General features: G+C 59.5%; 13 protein-coding genes and 1 rRNA gene. 8 read left to right on the top strand and 6 right to left on the bottom strand.

The features are described from left to right. Positions 1 to 65: ribosomal RNA gene (locus G5287_RS20670) — 16S ribosomal RNA — on the bottom strand; the annotation flags it as partial. A gap of 571 nt (positions 66 to 636) precedes the next feature. Between G5287_RS20670 and rapA the strand changes: the two genes are divergently transcribed. Beyond that, on the top strand, positions 637 to 3,504 hold the full coding sequence (rapA, locus tag G5287_RS20665) for an RNA polymerase-associated protein RapA (protein ID WP_227341478.1): 2,868 nt from the start codon (positions 637 to 639) through the stop codon (positions 3,502 to 3,504). 115 nt (positions 3,505 to 3,619) lie between these two features. Next, positions 3,620 to 4,276, top strand: a complete 657-nt coding sequence (gene rluA, locus G5287_RS20660) for a bifunctional tRNA pseudouridine(32) synthase/23S rRNA pseudouridine(746) synthase RluA (protein WP_227341479.1) — start codon at positions 3,620 to 3,622, stop codon at positions 4,274 to 4,276. 60 nt (positions 4,277 to 4,336) lie between these two features. Here the strand turns inward: rluA and G5287_RS20655 are convergent, their stop codons facing one another. The 5 genes from G5287_RS20655 to treR all read right to left on the bottom strand — a co-directional run bounded on the left by G5287_RS20655 (position 4,337) and on the right by treR (position 9,547). Next, positions 4,337 to 4,525: a hypothetical protein gene (locus G5287_RS20655; protein WP_005336040.1), complete on the bottom strand. Its 189-nt coding sequence runs from the start codon at positions 4,523 to 4,525 to the stop codon at positions 4,337 to 4,339. A 120-nt stretch (positions 4,526 to 4,645) separates the two neighbouring features. Further along, positions 4,646 to 5,245, bottom strand: a complete 600-nt coding sequence (locus G5287_RS20650) for a sugar O-acetyltransferase (protein ID WP_227341481.1) — start codon at positions 5,243 to 5,245, stop codon at positions 4,646 to 4,648. Between the two features lie 3 nt (positions 5,246 to 5,248). Continuing rightward, positions 5,249 to 6,910, bottom strand: coding sequence for an alpha,alpha-phosphotrehalase (treC, locus tag G5287_RS20645; protein ID WP_227341482.1), 1,662 nt, complete (start codon positions 6,908 to 6,910; stop codon positions 5,249 to 5,251). 66 nt (positions 6,911 to 6,976) lie between these two features. Next, a complete protein-coding gene (treB, locus tag G5287_RS20640; protein WP_227341483.1) occupies positions 6,977 to 8,407 on the bottom strand; it encodes a PTS trehalose transporter subunit IIBC in 1,431 nt (476 codons plus the stop codon). Between the two features lie 192 nt (positions 8,408 to 8,599). Further along, positions 8,600 to 9,547 (bottom strand): trehalose operon repressor TreR, encoded by a 948-nt coding sequence (gene treR / locus G5287_RS20635; RefSeq protein WP_227341484.1) that lies wholly within the window; start codon positions 9,545 to 9,547, stop codon positions 8,600 to 8,602. A gap of 138 nt (positions 9,548 to 9,685) precedes the next feature. On the opposite strand from treR, the gene G5287_RS20630 reads away from it, so the two are divergent. From G5287_RS20630 to pbpG, 6 genes are all read left to right on the top strand, one after another. Beyond that, on the top strand, positions 9,686 to 10,636 hold the full coding sequence (locus tag G5287_RS20630) for an AEC family transporter (RefSeq protein ID WP_227341485.1): 951 nt from the start codon (positions 9,686 to 9,688) through the stop codon (positions 10,634 to 10,636). A gap of 62 nt (positions 10,637 to 10,698) precedes the next feature. Next, positions 10,699 to 10,893 (top strand): heavy-metal-associated domain-containing protein, encoded by a 195-nt coding sequence (locus G5287_RS20625; RefSeq protein WP_227341486.1) that lies wholly within the window; start codon positions 10,699 to 10,701, stop codon positions 10,891 to 10,893. 130 nt (positions 10,894 to 11,023) lie between these two features. After that, the gene (ansB, locus tag G5287_RS20620; protein ID WP_227341487.1) at positions 11,024 to 12,082 is read left to right on the top strand and encodes an L-asparaginase 2; all 1,059 of its coding nucleotides are present in this window, start codon (positions 11,024 to 11,026) and stop codon (positions 12,080 to 12,082) included. A gap of 243 nt (positions 12,083 to 12,325) precedes the next feature. Beyond that, complete coding sequence (locus tag G5287_RS20615) at positions 12,326 to 13,618, top strand: hemolysin family protein (RefSeq protein ID WP_227341488.1); 1,293 nt, start codon at positions 12,326 to 12,328, stop codon at positions 13,616 to 13,618. An 18-nt stretch (positions 13,619 to 13,636) separates the two neighbouring features. Beyond that, the gene (locus tag G5287_RS20610; RefSeq protein WP_227341489.1) at positions 13,637 to 14,302 is read left to right on the top strand and encodes a DedA family protein; all 666 of its coding nucleotides are present in this window, start codon (positions 13,637 to 13,639) and stop codon (positions 14,300 to 14,302) included. Positions 14,303 to 14,461: 159 nt separating this feature from the next. Further along, a complete protein-coding gene (pbpG, locus tag G5287_RS20605; RefSeq protein WP_005343009.1) occupies positions 14,462 to 15,289 on the top strand; it encodes a D-alanyl-D-alanine endopeptidase in 828 nt (275 codons plus the stop codon). Positions 15,290 to 15,709 lie beyond the last annotated feature (420 nt).

Here is a 15,709-nt window from a genome sequence, read left to right as displayed (position 1 = left end):
TCGACTTGCATGTGTTAGGCCTGCCGCCAGCGTTCAATCTGAGCCATGATCAAACTCTTCAATTTAAGTTTGGTTGCCAATGAAGGCGGCTCAATGAATTGCTGAATTAACTGCTGCAACATAAAGTTGCTTTGGTCACTTCATCAGACATTGATATCAAAAATTGTTTTTGATGCTCGATGCTGTGAGTGCCCACACAGATTGCTTGATTCAAATTGTTAAAGAGCGATGCAACAGAGTGTTGCTGCGGGAGTGGAATTCTACTCAACCGCCTTCTCGAGTCAAGCCTTATTTTCAAAGGCTTTTCGATGTTATCGACTCGGCTGTTTGCGTTGCCGCTTGCCCTGTCGATGGAGGCGCATTATAGGGATCTGGATCACGCTTGCAAGGGCCTTTTCGAATTAAATTCGCATTTTTGGCTCAACCGCTCACTAATCACCCAAAAAGCGCATTTATCCTGCAATAGCATACCCGTTTGGCGAGCTCGCTATCCTCTATATGGCGTGGCGGTGGTAGCAGATCAAGGTTGTGGCGATTTGGTCTCTCTACATCTATATGCATGGTGATCGAGGTCACGCCTTCGGGTAACATAGCGCCCCTTTGCGATTCACACACTCTTGGGCTTTGGAGAGTTTAATGCCTTTTGCACTTGGCCAGCGTTGGATTAGTGATACAGAGACGGATCTGGGGTTGGGGACTGTCGTTGCTGTTGAAGGACGCATGGTTACCCTGTTGTTTCCGGCTACCGGTGAAAACCGCATGTATGCCAAAGAAGAGGCGCCGGTCACCCGGGTCAGCTTCAATGTGGGCGATCAGATCACCAGTCACGAAGACTGGACCATGACGGTCGAAGAAGTGCAGGAGAAAGACGGCCTGCTTATATATGTAGGTGTGCGCACCGACAATAATGAGCCCGTTGCCCTCAAGGAAGTGTTTCTCAACAACTTTATCAAGTTCAACAAGCCGCAGGATCGCCTGTTCGCCGGTCAGATCGATCGGATGTCCCGCTTCACCCTGCGCTACGAAGCGCTGATCAACCAGCACCAACGTCGTCGCAACCCGACTCGCGGTCTGGCCGGTGGCCGGGTCAGCCTGATCCCGCACCAGCTCTATATTGCCCATGAAGTGGGTCACCGCTACGCTCCGCGCGTACTGCTGGCCGATGAAGTGGGTCTGGGCAAGACCATCGAAGCGGGAATGATCATTCATCAGCAACTGCTCTCCGGCCGCGCCCATCGGGTGCTGATCCTGCTGCCCGAAACTTTGCAGCACCAATGGCTGGTCGAAATGCTGCGCCGCTTCAACCTGCATTTCTCCCTGTTTGATGAGGAGCGCTGCATCGAGGCATTCGCAGATGCGGAGAACCCCTTCGAGACCGAACAGCTGGTGATCTGCAGCCTCGACTTCCTGCGCAAGAAGCGTCGTCGCTTCGAGCAAGTGCTGGAAGCCGAGTGGGATCTGCTGGTTGTCGACGAAGCGCACCATCTGGAGTGGAGTGAAGAGGCGCCGAGCCGTGCCTATGAGATGGTGGAAGCGCTGGCCGAACAGGTGCCGGGCGTACTGCTGCTGACCGCTACCCCGGATCAGCTGGGCCACCAGAGCCACTTTGCCCGTCTGCGCCTGCTCGACCCGGAGCGTTTCTACGACTATGAGGCTTTCCTCGCCGAGGAGCAGGCCTATGGTCAGGTCGCCAGCGCAGCGCAGGAGCTGCTGGATGGCGAGACCCTGAGCGATGAAGCCAGACAGATCCTCGCCAGCCAGCTGGAAGGGCTGGACTTGAGCGATGCTGAGGCCCGTCAGCAGGCGGTCGCCAAGCTACTGGACCAGCACGGCACCGGCCGGGTGCTGTTCCGCAACAGCCGCGCCAATATTCAGGGCTTCCCCGAGCGTCACCTCAACGTCTACCCCATGCCGCTGCCGGAGCAGTACAAAACTGCCATCAAGGTGATGGGCATGATGGGTGGTAACGGTGGCGATCTGCAGACCCGTGCCCTGCGCTACCTCTATCCCGAGAAGATCTTCCAGCAGTTCGAAGGCGACAACGCCACCTGGACCCAGTTCGACCCGCGCGTAGAATGGTTGCTGGAGCTGCTGCTCTCAGCCCGCCAGCAGAAGGTGCTGGTGATCTGCTCCGAAGCGGCGACCGCCATCGCGCTGGAAGAGGCGCTGCGTACCCGTGAAGGGATCCGTGGTGCCGTGTTCCACGAAGGGATGTCGATCCTCGAGCGGGACAAGGCCTCCGCCTATTTCGCCCAGCAAGAGGGTGGCGCCCAAGTGCTGCTCTGCTCCGAGATCGGTTCAGAAGGACGCAACTTCCAATTTGCCAGTCATCTGGTGCTGTTCGATCTGCCGCTCAATCCGGATCTGCTGGAACAACGTATCGGCCGACTGGATCGTATCGGTCAGCAGAATACCGTCGAGATCCACGTTCCCTATCTGGAAGGGACTGCCCAGCGCGCCCTGCAACTCTGGTATCACGATGGTCTGGACGCGTTCGAGCAGACCTGCCCGACTGCCCGCCCGGTATTCGAAGCGGTACGTGAAGAGCTGTTCGAGCTGCTGGCCGCCAACACCGGCGATCAGGCGGCCCTCGACGCCCTGCTAATCAAGACCCGCGAACTGCACGAACCGCTCAAGGCCAAGCTGGAACAGGGCCGCGATCGCCTGCTGGAGATCCACTCCAGCGGTGGCGCCGCCGCCCAGCAGCTGGTCGATAAGCTGGCCGCCGAAGATGACGACACCGGCATGATCTCCTTCGCCCTCAAGATGTTCGACGAGATCGGCGTCAATCAGGACGACAGAGGTGAGAACGCGCTAGTGCTGACTCCCGGTGATCACATGCTGGTTTCCAGCTTCCCGGGCTTGCCGCAAGACGGCATGACCATCACCTTCGATCGCAATACCGCCTTGTCGCGGGATGACATGGCGCTGCTCTCCTGGGATCACCCCATGATGCGCGGCGGTATCGACCTGATCCTGGGCTCCGAGATCGGTGCCACCTCGGTAGCACTGCTCAAGAACAAGGCTCTGCCCATCGGCGCCATCCTGCTTGAGCTGATCTTCGTTGCCGAATCTGCGGCCCATCCCCAGCTCTACCGCTTCATGCCGCCGACGCCGATCCGTCTGCTGATGGACAAGAACGGCCAGAATCTGGGTGAGAAAGTGGCGTTCGATGCCTTCAACCGCCAGCTGACGCCGGTCAATCGCCACCTCGGCAGCAAGCTCGTGACTGCATCCCAGCCGGTGATCCACGGTCTGATTGGCAAGGGGCAAGCCATTGCCGAAGAGCTGAAAGCCGGGATTGTCGACAAGGCCCGCACCCAGATGGCGCAGACCCTGCAGCAGGATCTGGATCGTCTGGAAGCGCTCAAGGCGGTCAACCCGAACGTGCGAGACAGCGAACTGGATTATCTGCGCAATCTGCAGGCAGAATTGCACCACCTGATCGATCAGACCCAACTCAAGCTGGACGCCATCCGCTTTATCGTGGTCACCCATAACTGACAAGGTACCGACCGACAGCGGCCAGAACCAGCTCAAACTGGATACCCAAGGCCGCTTTGTCGTGGTTACCCATAACTGATGGGGGCTTGCCCCCACCTTCTGATGCGAGACATTTATGTTTGAATACTCACCGCCTCTGGAACCCTGGCTCGATATCCTGTTCAAGGACAAGGACATCATGGTGGTCAACAAGCCCACTGGCCTGCTAAGCGTCCCCGGGCGCGGCCCCGAGAATGAAGACAGCGTCCTGCATCGGGTGAAACAGCAACACCCCAAGGCGGCGGCAGCTCATCGCCTCGACATGTCCACCACTGGCGTCATTGTCATTCCCCTCAATCCCAACTCTCATCGGGAACTGAGCCGACAATTTCGCGAGCGGGAGACCGAGAAGCACTACCTCGCCTGGGTGTGGGGCGAGCCGGAAGCAGAGTCAGGGCAGGTTGACCTGCCGCTCTGCGTCGACTGGCCCAACCGCCCGAAGCAGAAGGTGGATCACGAGGAGGGGCGTAACGCTCTGACTCTGTGGCAGAAACTGAAGGTGGAGAACGGCAACAGCCTGATCAAGCTGACCCCCATCACAGGTCGCTCACACCAGTTGCGCGTCCATATGCTGGAGCTGGGGCATCCGATCCTGGGTGACAACCTCTATGCCCATCCCGATGCGCTGGCGGCGGCGCCCCATCTCTACCTGCATGCGGCCATGCTGACCATCAGTCACCCCCGCAGTGGCGAGCGGATGACCTTCGAGGCACCAGCCCCTTTCCCGGTCTGATCCCGCAAATCGCAGAGATAAAAAAGCCCCCATCGCGAGATGGGGGCTTTTTCATTAGGGTCAGACGCGAATATCGATCTTGCTTCCCAGAGAAGCGCTGGCCGATGTCGGTGCAACCGGCGCTGATTGCGCTGCGTTTTGCAGCAGCTTCAGCGCAGCTTCGCCCTCTTGGGTCTGCTGTTTCTTGGCCAGACTGGCCGTCATCAGAGCAGAACCAAACGACGCATTTGCAGAACTTGATATATCCATAGGGTTCCTCCTGCACTCAACAGTATCGACCAAGCGGCCCCGAACATAAGCACTGAATGCAAAACAATCTGACAGTTGCTTTTCTATCAATCAGATAGCAATAGCATTCATGGTCCCTGTTCACCGCTGGATGACGCCTTCAAGCTCCTGTGCCGTCATCGCCCGAAGCACCTTGCAAGGGTTGCCAGCCGCCACCACGTTGGCGGGCACATTTTTGGTCACCACCGAACCGGCACCGATGACGCTGTTGTCACCGATGGTGACGCCGGGGCAGATGACGACGCTGCCGCCAATCCAGACGTTGTGACCGATCCGCACCGGCTTGCCAAATTCCACCCCCTTAATGCGTGGCGCCACCGCCACCGGGTGAGCGGCGGTGTAGATCTGCACCCCGGGCGCCAGCAGCACGTTGTCGCCGATGTGCACCTCGCAGACGTCGAGGATGGTGCAGCCCACGTTGGCGTAGAAGTTCTCGCCGACGAAGATATTGGCGCCATAGTCGCAAAAGAACGGCGGATTGATGGCACACTCCTGGCCGCGGCTACCGAGCAGCTCGTGAAGCAAAGCATCCCGCGCCGGTTTCTCCTGCCAGCTGGTGTTGAAGGTGTGATAAAGCCTTCGGCAGCGCTCACGTGCCGCTTTGAGCTCAGGGTCAGCCGCGTCATAGGGCTGCCCCGCCACCATCTTCTGCCACTCGGTACCGCGCACCACCTTCTCCATTACCTACTCCATCAGCCAGATCAGGGATTCATAAGGGCGCAGCATACCCGATTGCGGTCGGGCCGGGCTATCCGGGTAGTTACCCAGCAGCAGCCGACCTTCAGCAGCTTGCAGCTCGGCAGGCAAGGTAAATTCAACCGGCTCGCCATAGAAGTTGCTCACCACCAGCAGGGTCTGGCCGTTGGCACTGCGGGTATAGGCCCAGACTTTCTCATGCCCCGCCAGCAGCTCCTGATAATCCCCTTGAGTGAAGATGGGGTGCGCCTTGCGAAGGGTGATAAGATCCCGATAGTGCCAGAACACCGAGTTCTGGTCGGCCAGCGCCGCCTCGGCATTGATCTCGAGGTAGTTGGCCGCAGGCGTGAGCCACGGAGTGCCTGCCGTAAAACCGGCGTTCGGGGCGGCGCTCCACTGCATCGGAGTACGCGAGTTATCCCGGGACTTGGCACCGAGAATGGCGAGGATCTCGGCCTCGCTCATCCCTTCCGCCTGCTTGATGGCGAAGATGTTGCGGCTCTCCACATCCTGATAGTCGTTGATGTGCTGATAGCCGGGGTTGGTCATGCCGATCTCCTCCCCCTGATAGATGTAGGGGGTGCCCTGCAGGCCATGCAGCGTGCTGGCCAGCATCTTGGCGGCTACAACCCTATGCTCGCCCTCATCGCCGAAGCGGGAGACGATGCGCGGCTGATCGTGGTTGCACCAGAACAGCGCCGACCACCCCTTGCCGTGCATACCGCTCTGCCAGTGGTTGAAGATGCGCTTGAGTTCGAGGAAATCGAACGGTGCTTTTGTCCACTTGTCGCCGTTGGGGTAATCCACCTTCAAATGGTGGAAGTTGAACACCATGGAGAGCTCGGAGCCATCCAGCGCGCCGTAGCGCTGGCAGTGCTCCAGACTGGTGGAGGACATCTCCCCCACCGTCATGGCCCCCACCGGGGCGAAGACATCACGGCTCACATCCTGCAGGAATTCGTGGATGCGCGGCCCGTCGGTGTAGAAACGGCGGCCATCGCCAATCTCGTCGTTCGGGAACGTCTGATCCTTGGAGATAAGGTTGATGACGTCTAGGCGGAAACCATCCACCCCCTTGTTCGCCCAGAAGTGGATGATCTTTTTGACCTCGGCGCGCACTGCAGGATTTTCCCAGTTGAGATCCGCCTGCTCGCGGGCAAACAGGTGCAGGTAGTACTGACCGGTGGCTGAGTCCAGCTCCCAGGCGCTGCCACCAAACTTGGATTGCCAGTTGTTGGGCACGCCGCCATCCACCGGATCGCGCCAGATGTAGTAATCGCGGTAGGGGCTGTTTTTATCCCCCAGCGCCGACTTGAACCAGGCGTGCTCGGTGGAGGTGTGGTTCACTACTATATCCATCACGATACGGATGTCGCGCGCGTGGGCGGCGGCCAGCAGCGCCTCGAAATCATCCATGGTGCCGTAGGCGGGATCGATGGCGTAGTAGTCGGCGATGTCGTAGCCGTTGTCCACCTGCGGAGAAACATAAACCGGGGTCAGCCAGAGGGCATCGACGCCCAAGGTCTTGAGATAGTCGAGGCGGGCCATGATCCCCTTGAGGTCGCCGGTGCCACGGGCAGCGGAATCCTGAAAGCTCTTGGGGTAAATCTGGTAAATCACGGCACTCTGCCACCAGGGTGTTTGGCTCATGGGTCTTTCTCTTGTCTCGATTATGAAATGGAGAGGGCGACCCGCGGGTCGCCCTGATAATCAGTGTCAGGCGCTGGCTTGGGCCAACTTGCCAGCGGCTTGCTGGCGCTTGTAGACCAGCAGGGTCAGCACCACCGGCACCACGATGGCAACCAGCATGGCGATGGAGAACACCGCCCAGTATTGCGGCTGGATGGAGAGGATGCCCGGCAGGCCCCCTACCCCGATGCCGTTGGCCATCACACCGGCAAAACCGCAGATGAGGGCGGCAAGGCTGGAGCCCACCATGGCGCACAGCATGGGGAACTTGTACTTGAGGTTGATACCGTACATGGCCGGTTCGGTCACCCCGAGGTAGGCGGAGATGGCGGCAGGCACCGAGATCTCCCGTTCGTTCTCCTTGCGGCTAATCAGAATGATGCCCACTACGGCAGATGCCTGAGCGATGTTGGAGAGAGCGATCAGCGGCCAAATCGGAGTGCCACCCATGCTCTGCATCAGCTGCAGATCCACCGCGTTGGTGGTGTGGTGGATACCGGTAATGACCAGCGGTGCATAGAGGAAACCGAAGAGGGCAGCGCCGATGGGAGCGAAGGAGCCAGTCATGGCGGCCTTGGCAGCGAAACCGACGCCATCACCAATCCAGCGACCAAACGGGCCGATAAAGGCGTGGGCCACGATCACTGCCAGCAGCAGCGAGACAAACGGCACAATCACCAGATAGAGGTAAGCCGGAATGATCCGCTTGAGGTTGGTCTCAACCCAGGCGAGGAAGACACCCGCCAGCAGCGCCGGAATGACCTGGGCCTGATAACCCACCTTCTGGATCACGAACAGGCCGAAGTCCCACACCTCCGGGGTCTGCTGACCGATGCCGTAGGCGTTCATCAATTGCGGCGACACCAGCGTCACCCCCAGCACGATACCCAAGATCTCGGAGCCGCCCATCTTCTTCACTGCAGACCAGCAGACACCTACCGGCAGGAAGTGGAAAATCGCCTCGCCCAGCAGCCAGAGGAAGGCGTGTACCTGAGCCCAGAACTGGCTGATCTCGGTGAGGGTGTGAGTGCCATCGTCAAACATCTTGATGTCGCCGATGACGTTGCGAAAGCCCAGGATCAGACCGCCGGTGATGATAGCAGGCAGCAACGGTACGAAGATCTCCGCCAGATGGGAGATGCTCCGCTCCAGCGGGTTCATGTTCTGGCGCGCCGCCTGCTTGGCGGTCTCCTTGCTGCCACCGCTGACGCCGAGCTGCTCGGTCAGCGCCTTGTACCACTGCTCTACCTCGTTGCCGATCACCACCTGGAACTGACCGCCCTGGGTGAAGCTTCCCTTCACCGCCGGGATGGTTTCGATGGCCTTGCTGTCGGCCTTGGCCGGATCGTTCAGGACGAAGCGCAACCGGGTCAGGCAGTGGCTGACAGTGGCGATGTTATCCTTGCCGCCGATCTTGTCGATCAGGGTGGCAAGCTGCTGTGCGTTGATCTTGGACATGGGTCTTCCCTCTGTGACGCCATTGAATAGTGGTCTGTATCGCCCTTTTGAGCCAGTCTGTCGGCCGGAGCGTTTTTGGTATCGTTCCCATTTAGCATGCCGACAATCTGGCCAGATCAAAATGGGAACGTTCCCAATTCGTGGCCGGCGTCACAAAAAGCACACTTTTTGTTCAGTCGGAAGTGATGGGGCTCACAGGGTTCGGCAGGGGGCGATAGTCACCAGCGGAGGCTGATCCTGCTCAATCTGACCGAGCAGCTGACGCGCCGCCTGCTCCCCCGCCCCCTTGTAGCCAAGATCGAGACTGAGGGCGTTGGGGAAGAGGAAGCTGAGCATGGGGTTGTTGCCAAGGCCGGTCACCAGCACCTCGCTACGCCCTTGTTCTTGCAGGTATTTTGCCGCACCGATGGCGAGGGTGTCGCTGGCGCAGACCAACGCCTGGGTGGAGGGCGTCAGCAGCTCGGCCGCCAGCCGGTAGCCGCTCTGCAGGCTGAGATCACCGAGGGCACTGCGCGGGCGCAACCCCTGCTCTGCGCAGTAAACGAGATAAGCATCTAGGCGGCGCTGGCCGGTGGTGAGATCCGAGGCATCCACCCCCAGATAGGCGATATCGTGGGCGCCACGGCTTGCCAGCTGCGCCAGCATGGTGCGCACCGCACCAGCGTCGTCAAAGCAGACCGAGGAGAAACCGGGATATTCACGAGCGACCAGCACCAGCTTCTCTTTCAGCGGCGCCATGGCGGCATAGTCCAAGTCATTGAAGGCGAACAGGATAATGCCATCCACCCCGCGCCGCTCCAGCACCGCCAGATGCTCCTGTACCTTGGCGGGGGAGAACTTGCTCTCCATCAGCACGGCATCGTAGCCACGCTGGTAGAGGGTCTCCAGCATGCCGCGCACCGCCTGATTCTCCGAGCTGGAGTCGAGCCGCGAGACGATGATCCCCACCACCTGCTGGCTCTGGCTGCGCATGGCCCGCGCCGACTTGCTCGGCACGAAGCCATGTTCGGCGATGACCTGCTCCACCCGCTCGCGGGTCTCCTGCTTCACCTTGGGATCCTGATTGAGCACCCGGGAGACGGTCGACTTGCCGACGCCACTCAGTCTGGCGATATCGAGGATGGTCAGTTTCTTGTCCATGAATTGGCTCACAGGAGGCTAGGCGGTGGATTTGCCCACATTGTTGTGATTAACCCCTGTGAATACAAGCCCATGGCGTTAGAATGCCCTTTTTGCCCCGCCGTCAGCGGTGTGTGGGCACAGCACAGGATGCCCATCATGGATCTGCTGGCCAGTCTGCTCTTCTCCCTCTCCATCACAGGCCCCATCTGCGTGGTGCTGCTGCTCGGCATCTTGCTCAAGCGGCTGGGGCTGCTGCCGGATCCCTTTACCGAATCCGCCTCGCGGCTGGTGTTTCAGGTCACCCTGCCCGCTCTGCTCTTTCTCAGTATTCTCGGTACCAACTTCGCCACCATGCCGAGCCTCTGGTTTATCGGCTATGGCCTGCTCGCCACCGTTATCAGCTATCTGGTGCTGGAGCTGCTGGCCGGGCGTTTTATCGGGGAGCAGCGGCTGCGCGGGATCTTCGTGCAGGGGAGCTTTCGCGGCAACAGCGCCATTATCGGGCTCGCCTATGTGCAAAACGCCTACGGCCACGAAGGGTTGGGGGCGGCGGCCTTCTATGTCGGCGCGGTGACCGTGCTCTACAACATTCTCGCAGTGATCACCCTCACCCGCAGTCTCGGCGGTGCCACCGGCATGCGCCCCATCCTGCTCGGCATCATCAAGAATCCGCTGATCATCGCTATTGTGGCGGCGCTGCCCTTTACCCTGCTCGGTATCAAGATGCCGCAACTGCTGCTCACCACCGGCAGCTACTTCGCCAACATGACGTTGCCGCTGGCGCTGCTCTGCACCGGCGCCTCCCTCAGCCTGGATGCTCTGCGTGGTGGTGCAGCCATTGCGGGCTGGGCCAGTATCATGCGGCTCTGCCTCATTCCGGCTGCGTTCACTCTTGGGGCTGCCCTACTCGGCTTCAGCCATCTGGAACTGGGGATTCTGTTTCTCATCAGCGCCACCCCGACTGCCGCCGCCAGCTATGTGATGACCCGTGCCATGGGGGGCGACAGCGTGCTGGCCGCAAACATCATCGCCACTACCACCCTCGGCTCACTGCTCACCACTAGTCTGGGGGCAACTCTGATGAACTATCTGGGTCTTATGTACTGACGGCTTGACCTTGCCGGAGGCGGCAGCTTTAGGCTGGCGCTCATCAACAGAGGAGATATCCCATGACCATCGAACTCACAGTGTCCGGCATGTCCTGTGGTGGCTGCGCCACCAGTCTGCAAAAAGCGCTGCTGGCCCAGCCTGCGGTCACCACCGCGACCGTCGATTTCGCCAGCAGCAAGGCCGTCATCGAGAGCGAGCTGAGCAAGGCAGAACTGATCGCCCTGATCGAAGCCAAGGGTTTCTCTGCGAGTTAAATTATCTCTATAGAGGTATAAAACAGGTTAAAAATCTGTACTCACCTGTCTTTTGGTGAGTTTTATCACAGACCCAGGTTATTAAACGGGCAAACTTGCTGCGATTATTCCAACCATAAGGATTTGCAGCATGACCCTACCGATCCGCAAGACCCTGCTCGCCGCTGTCGTTGGCCTGACCCTCTCCCCCATGGCGATGGCGCTGCCCAACGTCCATATTCTGGCAACCGGCGGCACCATTGCCGGAGCTGGCCAGTCGGCTACCCAGTCCAACTACGAGGCTGGCAAGGTGGCCATCGAAACCCTGATCGCCGCCGTGCCCGAGATGAAGAAAGTGGCCGATGTGCAGGGTGAGCAGGTGGTGAAGATCGGCTCCCAGGACATGAACGACGAGGTGTGGCTCAAGCTGGCCAAGCGGGTCAACGAGCTGCTGGCCAAGGATGACGTGGATGGCATCGTCATCACCCACGGCACCGACACCATGGAAGAGACCGCCTACTTCCTCAATCTGACTGTCAAGAGCGACAAGCCGGTGGTACTGGTCGGCGCCATGCGCCCCTCTACCGCCATGAGTGCCGATGGCCCGCTCAACCTCTACAACGCCGTGGTGACCGCCTCCGACCCTGCCTCCAAGGGCCGTGGCGTGATGGTGGCGATGAACGACACCGTGCTGGATGCCCGTGACGTCACCAAGACCAACACCACCGGGGTGCAGACCTTCACCTCCCCCAACTTCGGCCCACTGGGTTACATCCACAACGGCAAGATCGACTATCAGCGCACTCCGGCCCGTCTGCACACCAGCAAGACGCCGTTTGACGTGAGCAAGCTCAACAAGCTGCCGCAAGTGGGCATCGTCTACAGCTACGCCAACGCCACCGACTTGCCGGCCAAGGCGATGGTGGATGCCAAGTTCGACGGCATCGTCAGCGCCGGGGTGGGCAACGGCAACCTCTATCACACCCTGTTCGACACTCTGGCCAAGGCGAGCAAGGATGGCATCCGCGTCGTACGCTCCGCCCGCGTGCCGACCGGCGCCACCACCCTGGATGCCGAGATCGATGATGCCAAGTACGGCTTCGTGGCCTCCGGCACTCTCAACCCGCAGAAGGCGCGGGTGCTGCTGATGCTCTCCCTGACCCAGAGCAAGGACCCGGCCCAGATCCAGCGCTGGTTCCAGCAGTTCTGACAACGGTTGCCTGACAAGTGACAAGCAAGGGCGGGACTTCCCGCCCTTTTCACTCCTGCAATGCTGCCTCGCCCATTACGCCGTTTGGCAGGGTCGTCTTTCCCTTTTCCGGCCATCTTTTTCGGCCACCGCAGAGCGCGGTCATCAAATTAGCGAGCCGGATCACCCGCTTTCACAAGCGCATCGCCGCCAAATTCATTACACTGCCAGCGATCTTATCTACTCAAGAGGTGCTGTTGCTGTATGGAAATATTGATCCTGCTGGGATTGATTTTGCTTAATGGCGTCTTCGCCATGTCAGAAATCGCCATCGTCACCGCACGCAAGGCGCGCCTCGGCAAACTTGCCAATGAAGGCAACCGCTCCGCCGCCATCGCCCTCAAACTGGGTGAAGACCCGACCCATTTTCTCTCTGCCGTCCAAATCGGCATCACCAGCATCGGCCTGCTCAACGGTATCTACGGCGAATCGCTACTGGCCCAGCCCTTCTCGCTCTGGTTGCAGGAGTGGGGACTCCCGGCCAAGAGCAGTGGCCTGATCGCCACCGTCATCGTGGTAGTGGTGGTCACGTACCTCTCCATCGTGGTGGGGGAGCTGGTGCCCAAGCGCCTTGGCCAACTCAATGCCGAGCGCATCGCCTGCCTGGTGGCCCGCCCGATGCACTGGCTCGCCACCCTGACTCGCCCCTTCGTCTGGCTGCTGTCGGCCTCTACCAATGCCAGCCTGCGGCTGCTGCGGGTCAACCAGAACGGCAGCGCCAACGTTACCGAGGAGGAGATCCACGCCATGCTGGTGGAGGGCTCTGAAGCCGGGGTGATCGAGGATCACGAGCACACCATGCTGCGCAACGTGTTTCGGCTCGACGAGCGCAGCCTCTCTTCCATGATGGTGCCCCGCAGCGATATCCGTTATCTGGATCTGGCACAGCCGCTGACCGTCAACCTGCAACGACTGGTGGAATATCGCCACAGCTTCTTCCCGGTCTGCGATGGCTCATTGTCAGAACTGATAGGTATCATCAATGTCAGCAAAGTGCTGCACGCCTATATCAAGGGGGAGACCATCGATCTGGCGGCCCTGACCCAGGAGTGCAGCCTGCTGCCCGAGACCCTAAATGGCGTCGAGCTGCTCAACCACTTCCGCACCCACAGCGAGCAGATGGTGATGGTAGTGGACGAGTATGGTGAGCTGCAGGGGCTGGTCACCCAGCAGGATCTGCTGGAGGCGCTGGCGGGGGATTTCCAGCAGGAGGATGGCGAGGACAACTGGGCATTCCAGCGTGCCGACGGCAGTTGGCTGCTCGATGGCCTAATCCCGCTACCGGAGCTGAAGGACTGTCTGGAGCTGGTTCGTCTGCCAGAAGAAGAAAAACATCACTATCACACCCTTGGAGGGCTTATCATGCTGCTCCTTGGTCGAGTTCCAAAAACCGGAGATCTGGTAACACTGGAACAGTGGCAACTGGAAATTGTTGACATGGATGGTCTGCGCATCGACAAGGTGCTCGCCATGCCCTTGACCGATCTACCCAGCTAACCTGCGGAGTTTGCAAGTATGGAGCAGTTTTACCAACTGGCTCACGCCTTTATGAATCACGACCTGAACACACTTTCCGATCCCAAGATGGCCTTCATGATCTGTGGTGTGATTTTAACGTTTCTGATACTGGAAAACGGCTTCATCCCTACCGCCTTTCTGCCCGGTGACAGCCTGCTGATCCTCACCGGCGTGCTCATCTATCAGGATGTATTGTCTCTCGGGGTGATCCCGCTGCTGATCGTGGCCACCTTTGTCGGCACCTGGCTCGGTTACATGCAAGGGCGCTTCCTTGGCCACACCCAGCTCTACCACCGACTGATGTCCCATGTTGAAGAGCGACACCAGCAGAAGGTATACCATCTGCTGGACAAGTACGGGATCATCACCCTGATCACCGCTCGCTATATAGCCTTCGTGCGCACCGCCTACCCCTATATCGTCGGCGCCACCGAACTGCCCCAGGGACGTTTCCTCATCGTCAATCTGGTCAGCTCCATCATGTGGATCTGCCCGCTGGTCGGGTTTGGCTACTACCTTAGCCACACCAAGCTGGCCGCCGAATACCAGACCCAGTTCTTCAACATCATCATCTATCTGCCAGTGGCCCTGCTGGTGGGTGGCATGGTGGCGCTGGTCTGGCGCTGGATCAGCAAACGCAGGGCTGCGCAGCCGCGGGATTGACCCCTCGCCCAACGCCCGACCCGAAAGCCCTCACCAGAGGGCTTTTTTGATCGCCAATTTTGCGCAAATAGCAGAAATAGTCCCGCTCGGCCCTTGTAAAGCCGGGGTAAAAATGAGTGAATCTAGCGCCTTTTTTTGGATGGGAATGGAGTCGGTTGTATGTGGTGTCGGATTCGCGCAGCAGCGCTGGTTGTCGGGTTGATGGGAATACTGGGATTGCCTGCGGTCAGCGCGGCCCCCAACCCTGCCAAACTGGAAGTACGCTCGAGCAGCGCCCTGGTCGTGGATGTAAAAACGGGCAAGACGCTCTACCAGAAGAATGCCACCAAGGTACGTCCCATCGCCTCCCTCACCAAGCTGATGACGGCGCTGGTGGTGCTGGATGCCAAACAGAATCTCAACCAGACCATTACGGTCGACAAGAACGATCTGGATCGGGTCAAACACACCCACTCCCGCATCCGCATGGGCACCAAGGTGACCCGCCGCGACGCCCTGCATCTGGCATTGATGTCCTCCGAAAACCGGATGGCCTCGGCACTGGCGCGTCACTATCCGGGCGGTCGCAGCGCCTTCGTGCGAGCCATGAACAACAAGGCCAGACAGCTGGGTATGCGTAATACCCACTTCTACGACTCCACCGGCCTCTCCACCCGCAACGTCTCTACCGCCCAGGATCTCGGCAAGCTGGCCGCCGCCGCCTATCGTCAGCCGCTGATCCGTCAGTTCACTCAGGATGAGAACCGGGAGATGCGCTTCAGCGCCCCCGCCTACAGCCTGATGTTCAACAACACCAACCCGCTGGTGAAAAACCCGGATTGGGACGTGCGCCTCTCCAAGACCGGCTTCACTGACGAAGCGGGTCGCTGTCTGGTGATGCGCGCCAAACCGGACAGCCGCGAGCTCGCCATCGTGCTGCTCAACTCGGTGGGCAAACGCACCCCTATCGGCGATGCCAACCGCATTCGCAAATGGCTGAAAAGCTGAGTAAATATTTCAACACGAGAGGATGCTGCGGCATCCTTTTTTATTGCCCGCAGAACGCCTCAGCAGGCCTTGCAGGATGTTGATGAGCGAACCCTGAGTGATGAGCTGCGCGGCATCTGCCGTTGCAACAGCAGGCATACAGGGCGCCTATAGATGAGGCAAAGGGTTGTACCGTTCAGAAGAACGCAGCTCAATAACAGAAGAGGTATAAAAGAGGACAAGAACAGGCAGGCAGGCAGGCAGGCAGGAGGGTGACCCGGCCGCCACAGCGAACGCGGATCCACACGACAGGGGTAAATTTCGCCCATAAAAAAACGGCCCCAACCGAAGTCGAGGCTGTCTGTATGGTGCGCCCGAGAGGATTCGAACCTCTGACCACCTGGTTCGTAGCCAGGTACTCTATCCAGCTGAGCTACGGGC

The sequence above is a fragment of the Aeromonas sp. 603079 genome (assembly GCF_049172135.1).
In the GTDB taxonomy this organism is placed as follows: Bacteria; Pseudomonadota; Gammaproteobacteria; order Enterobacterales; family Aeromonadaceae; genus Aeromonas; species Aeromonas veronii.
The sequence above is the reverse complement of the archived record's forward strand: the minus strand, read 5'-3'. Positions and strand labels throughout refer to the sequence as shown.

What these genes read in the sequence shown, in the direction of transcription:
- rapA (WP_227341478.1), top strand. Translation starts at nt 637, where the DNA reads ATGCCTTTTGCACTTGGCCAGCGTTGGATTAGTGATACAGAGACGGAT.
- rluA (WP_227341479.1), top strand. Translation starts at nt 3,620, where the DNA reads ATGTTTGAATACTCACCGCCTCTGGAACCCTGGCTCGATATCCTGTTC.
- G5287_RS20655 (WP_005336040.1), bottom strand. Translation starts at nt 4,525, where the DNA reads ATGGATATATCAAGTTCTGCAAATGCGTCGTTTGGTTCTGCTCTGATG.
- G5287_RS20650 (WP_227341481.1), bottom strand. Translation starts at nt 5,245, where the DNA reads ATGGAGAAGGTGGTGCGCGGTACCGAGTGGCAGAAGATGGTGGCGGGG.
- treC (WP_227341482.1), bottom strand. Translation starts at nt 6,910, where the DNA reads ATGAGCCAAACACCCTGGTGGCAGAGTGCCGTGATTTACCAGATTTAC.
- treB (WP_227341483.1), bottom strand. Translation starts at nt 8,407, where the DNA reads ATGTCCAAGATCAACGCACAGCAGCTTGCCACCCTGATCGACAAGATC.
- treR (WP_227341484.1), bottom strand. Translation starts at nt 9,547, where the DNA reads ATGGACAAGAAACTGACCATCCTCGATATCGCCAGACTGAGTGGCGTC.
- G5287_RS20630 (WP_227341485.1), top strand. Translation starts at nt 9,686, where the DNA reads ATGGATCTGCTGGCCAGTCTGCTCTTCTCCCTCTCCATCACAGGCCCC.
- G5287_RS20625 (WP_227341486.1), top strand. Translation starts at nt 10,699, where the DNA reads ATGACCATCGAACTCACAGTGTCCGGCATGTCCTGTGGTGGCTGCGCC.
- ansB (WP_227341487.1), top strand. Translation starts at nt 11,024, where the DNA reads ATGACCCTACCGATCCGCAAGACCCTGCTCGCCGCTGTCGTTGGCCTG.
- G5287_RS20615 (WP_227341488.1), top strand. Translation starts at nt 12,326, where the DNA reads ATGGAAATATTGATCCTGCTGGGATTGATTTTGCTTAATGGCGTCTTC.
- G5287_RS20610 (WP_227341489.1), top strand. Translation starts at nt 13,637, where the DNA reads ATGGAGCAGTTTTACCAACTGGCTCACGCCTTTATGAATCACGACCTG.
- pbpG (WP_005343009.1), top strand. Translation starts at nt 14,462, where the DNA reads ATGTGGTGTCGGATTCGCGCAGCAGCGCTGGTTGTCGGGTTGATGGGA.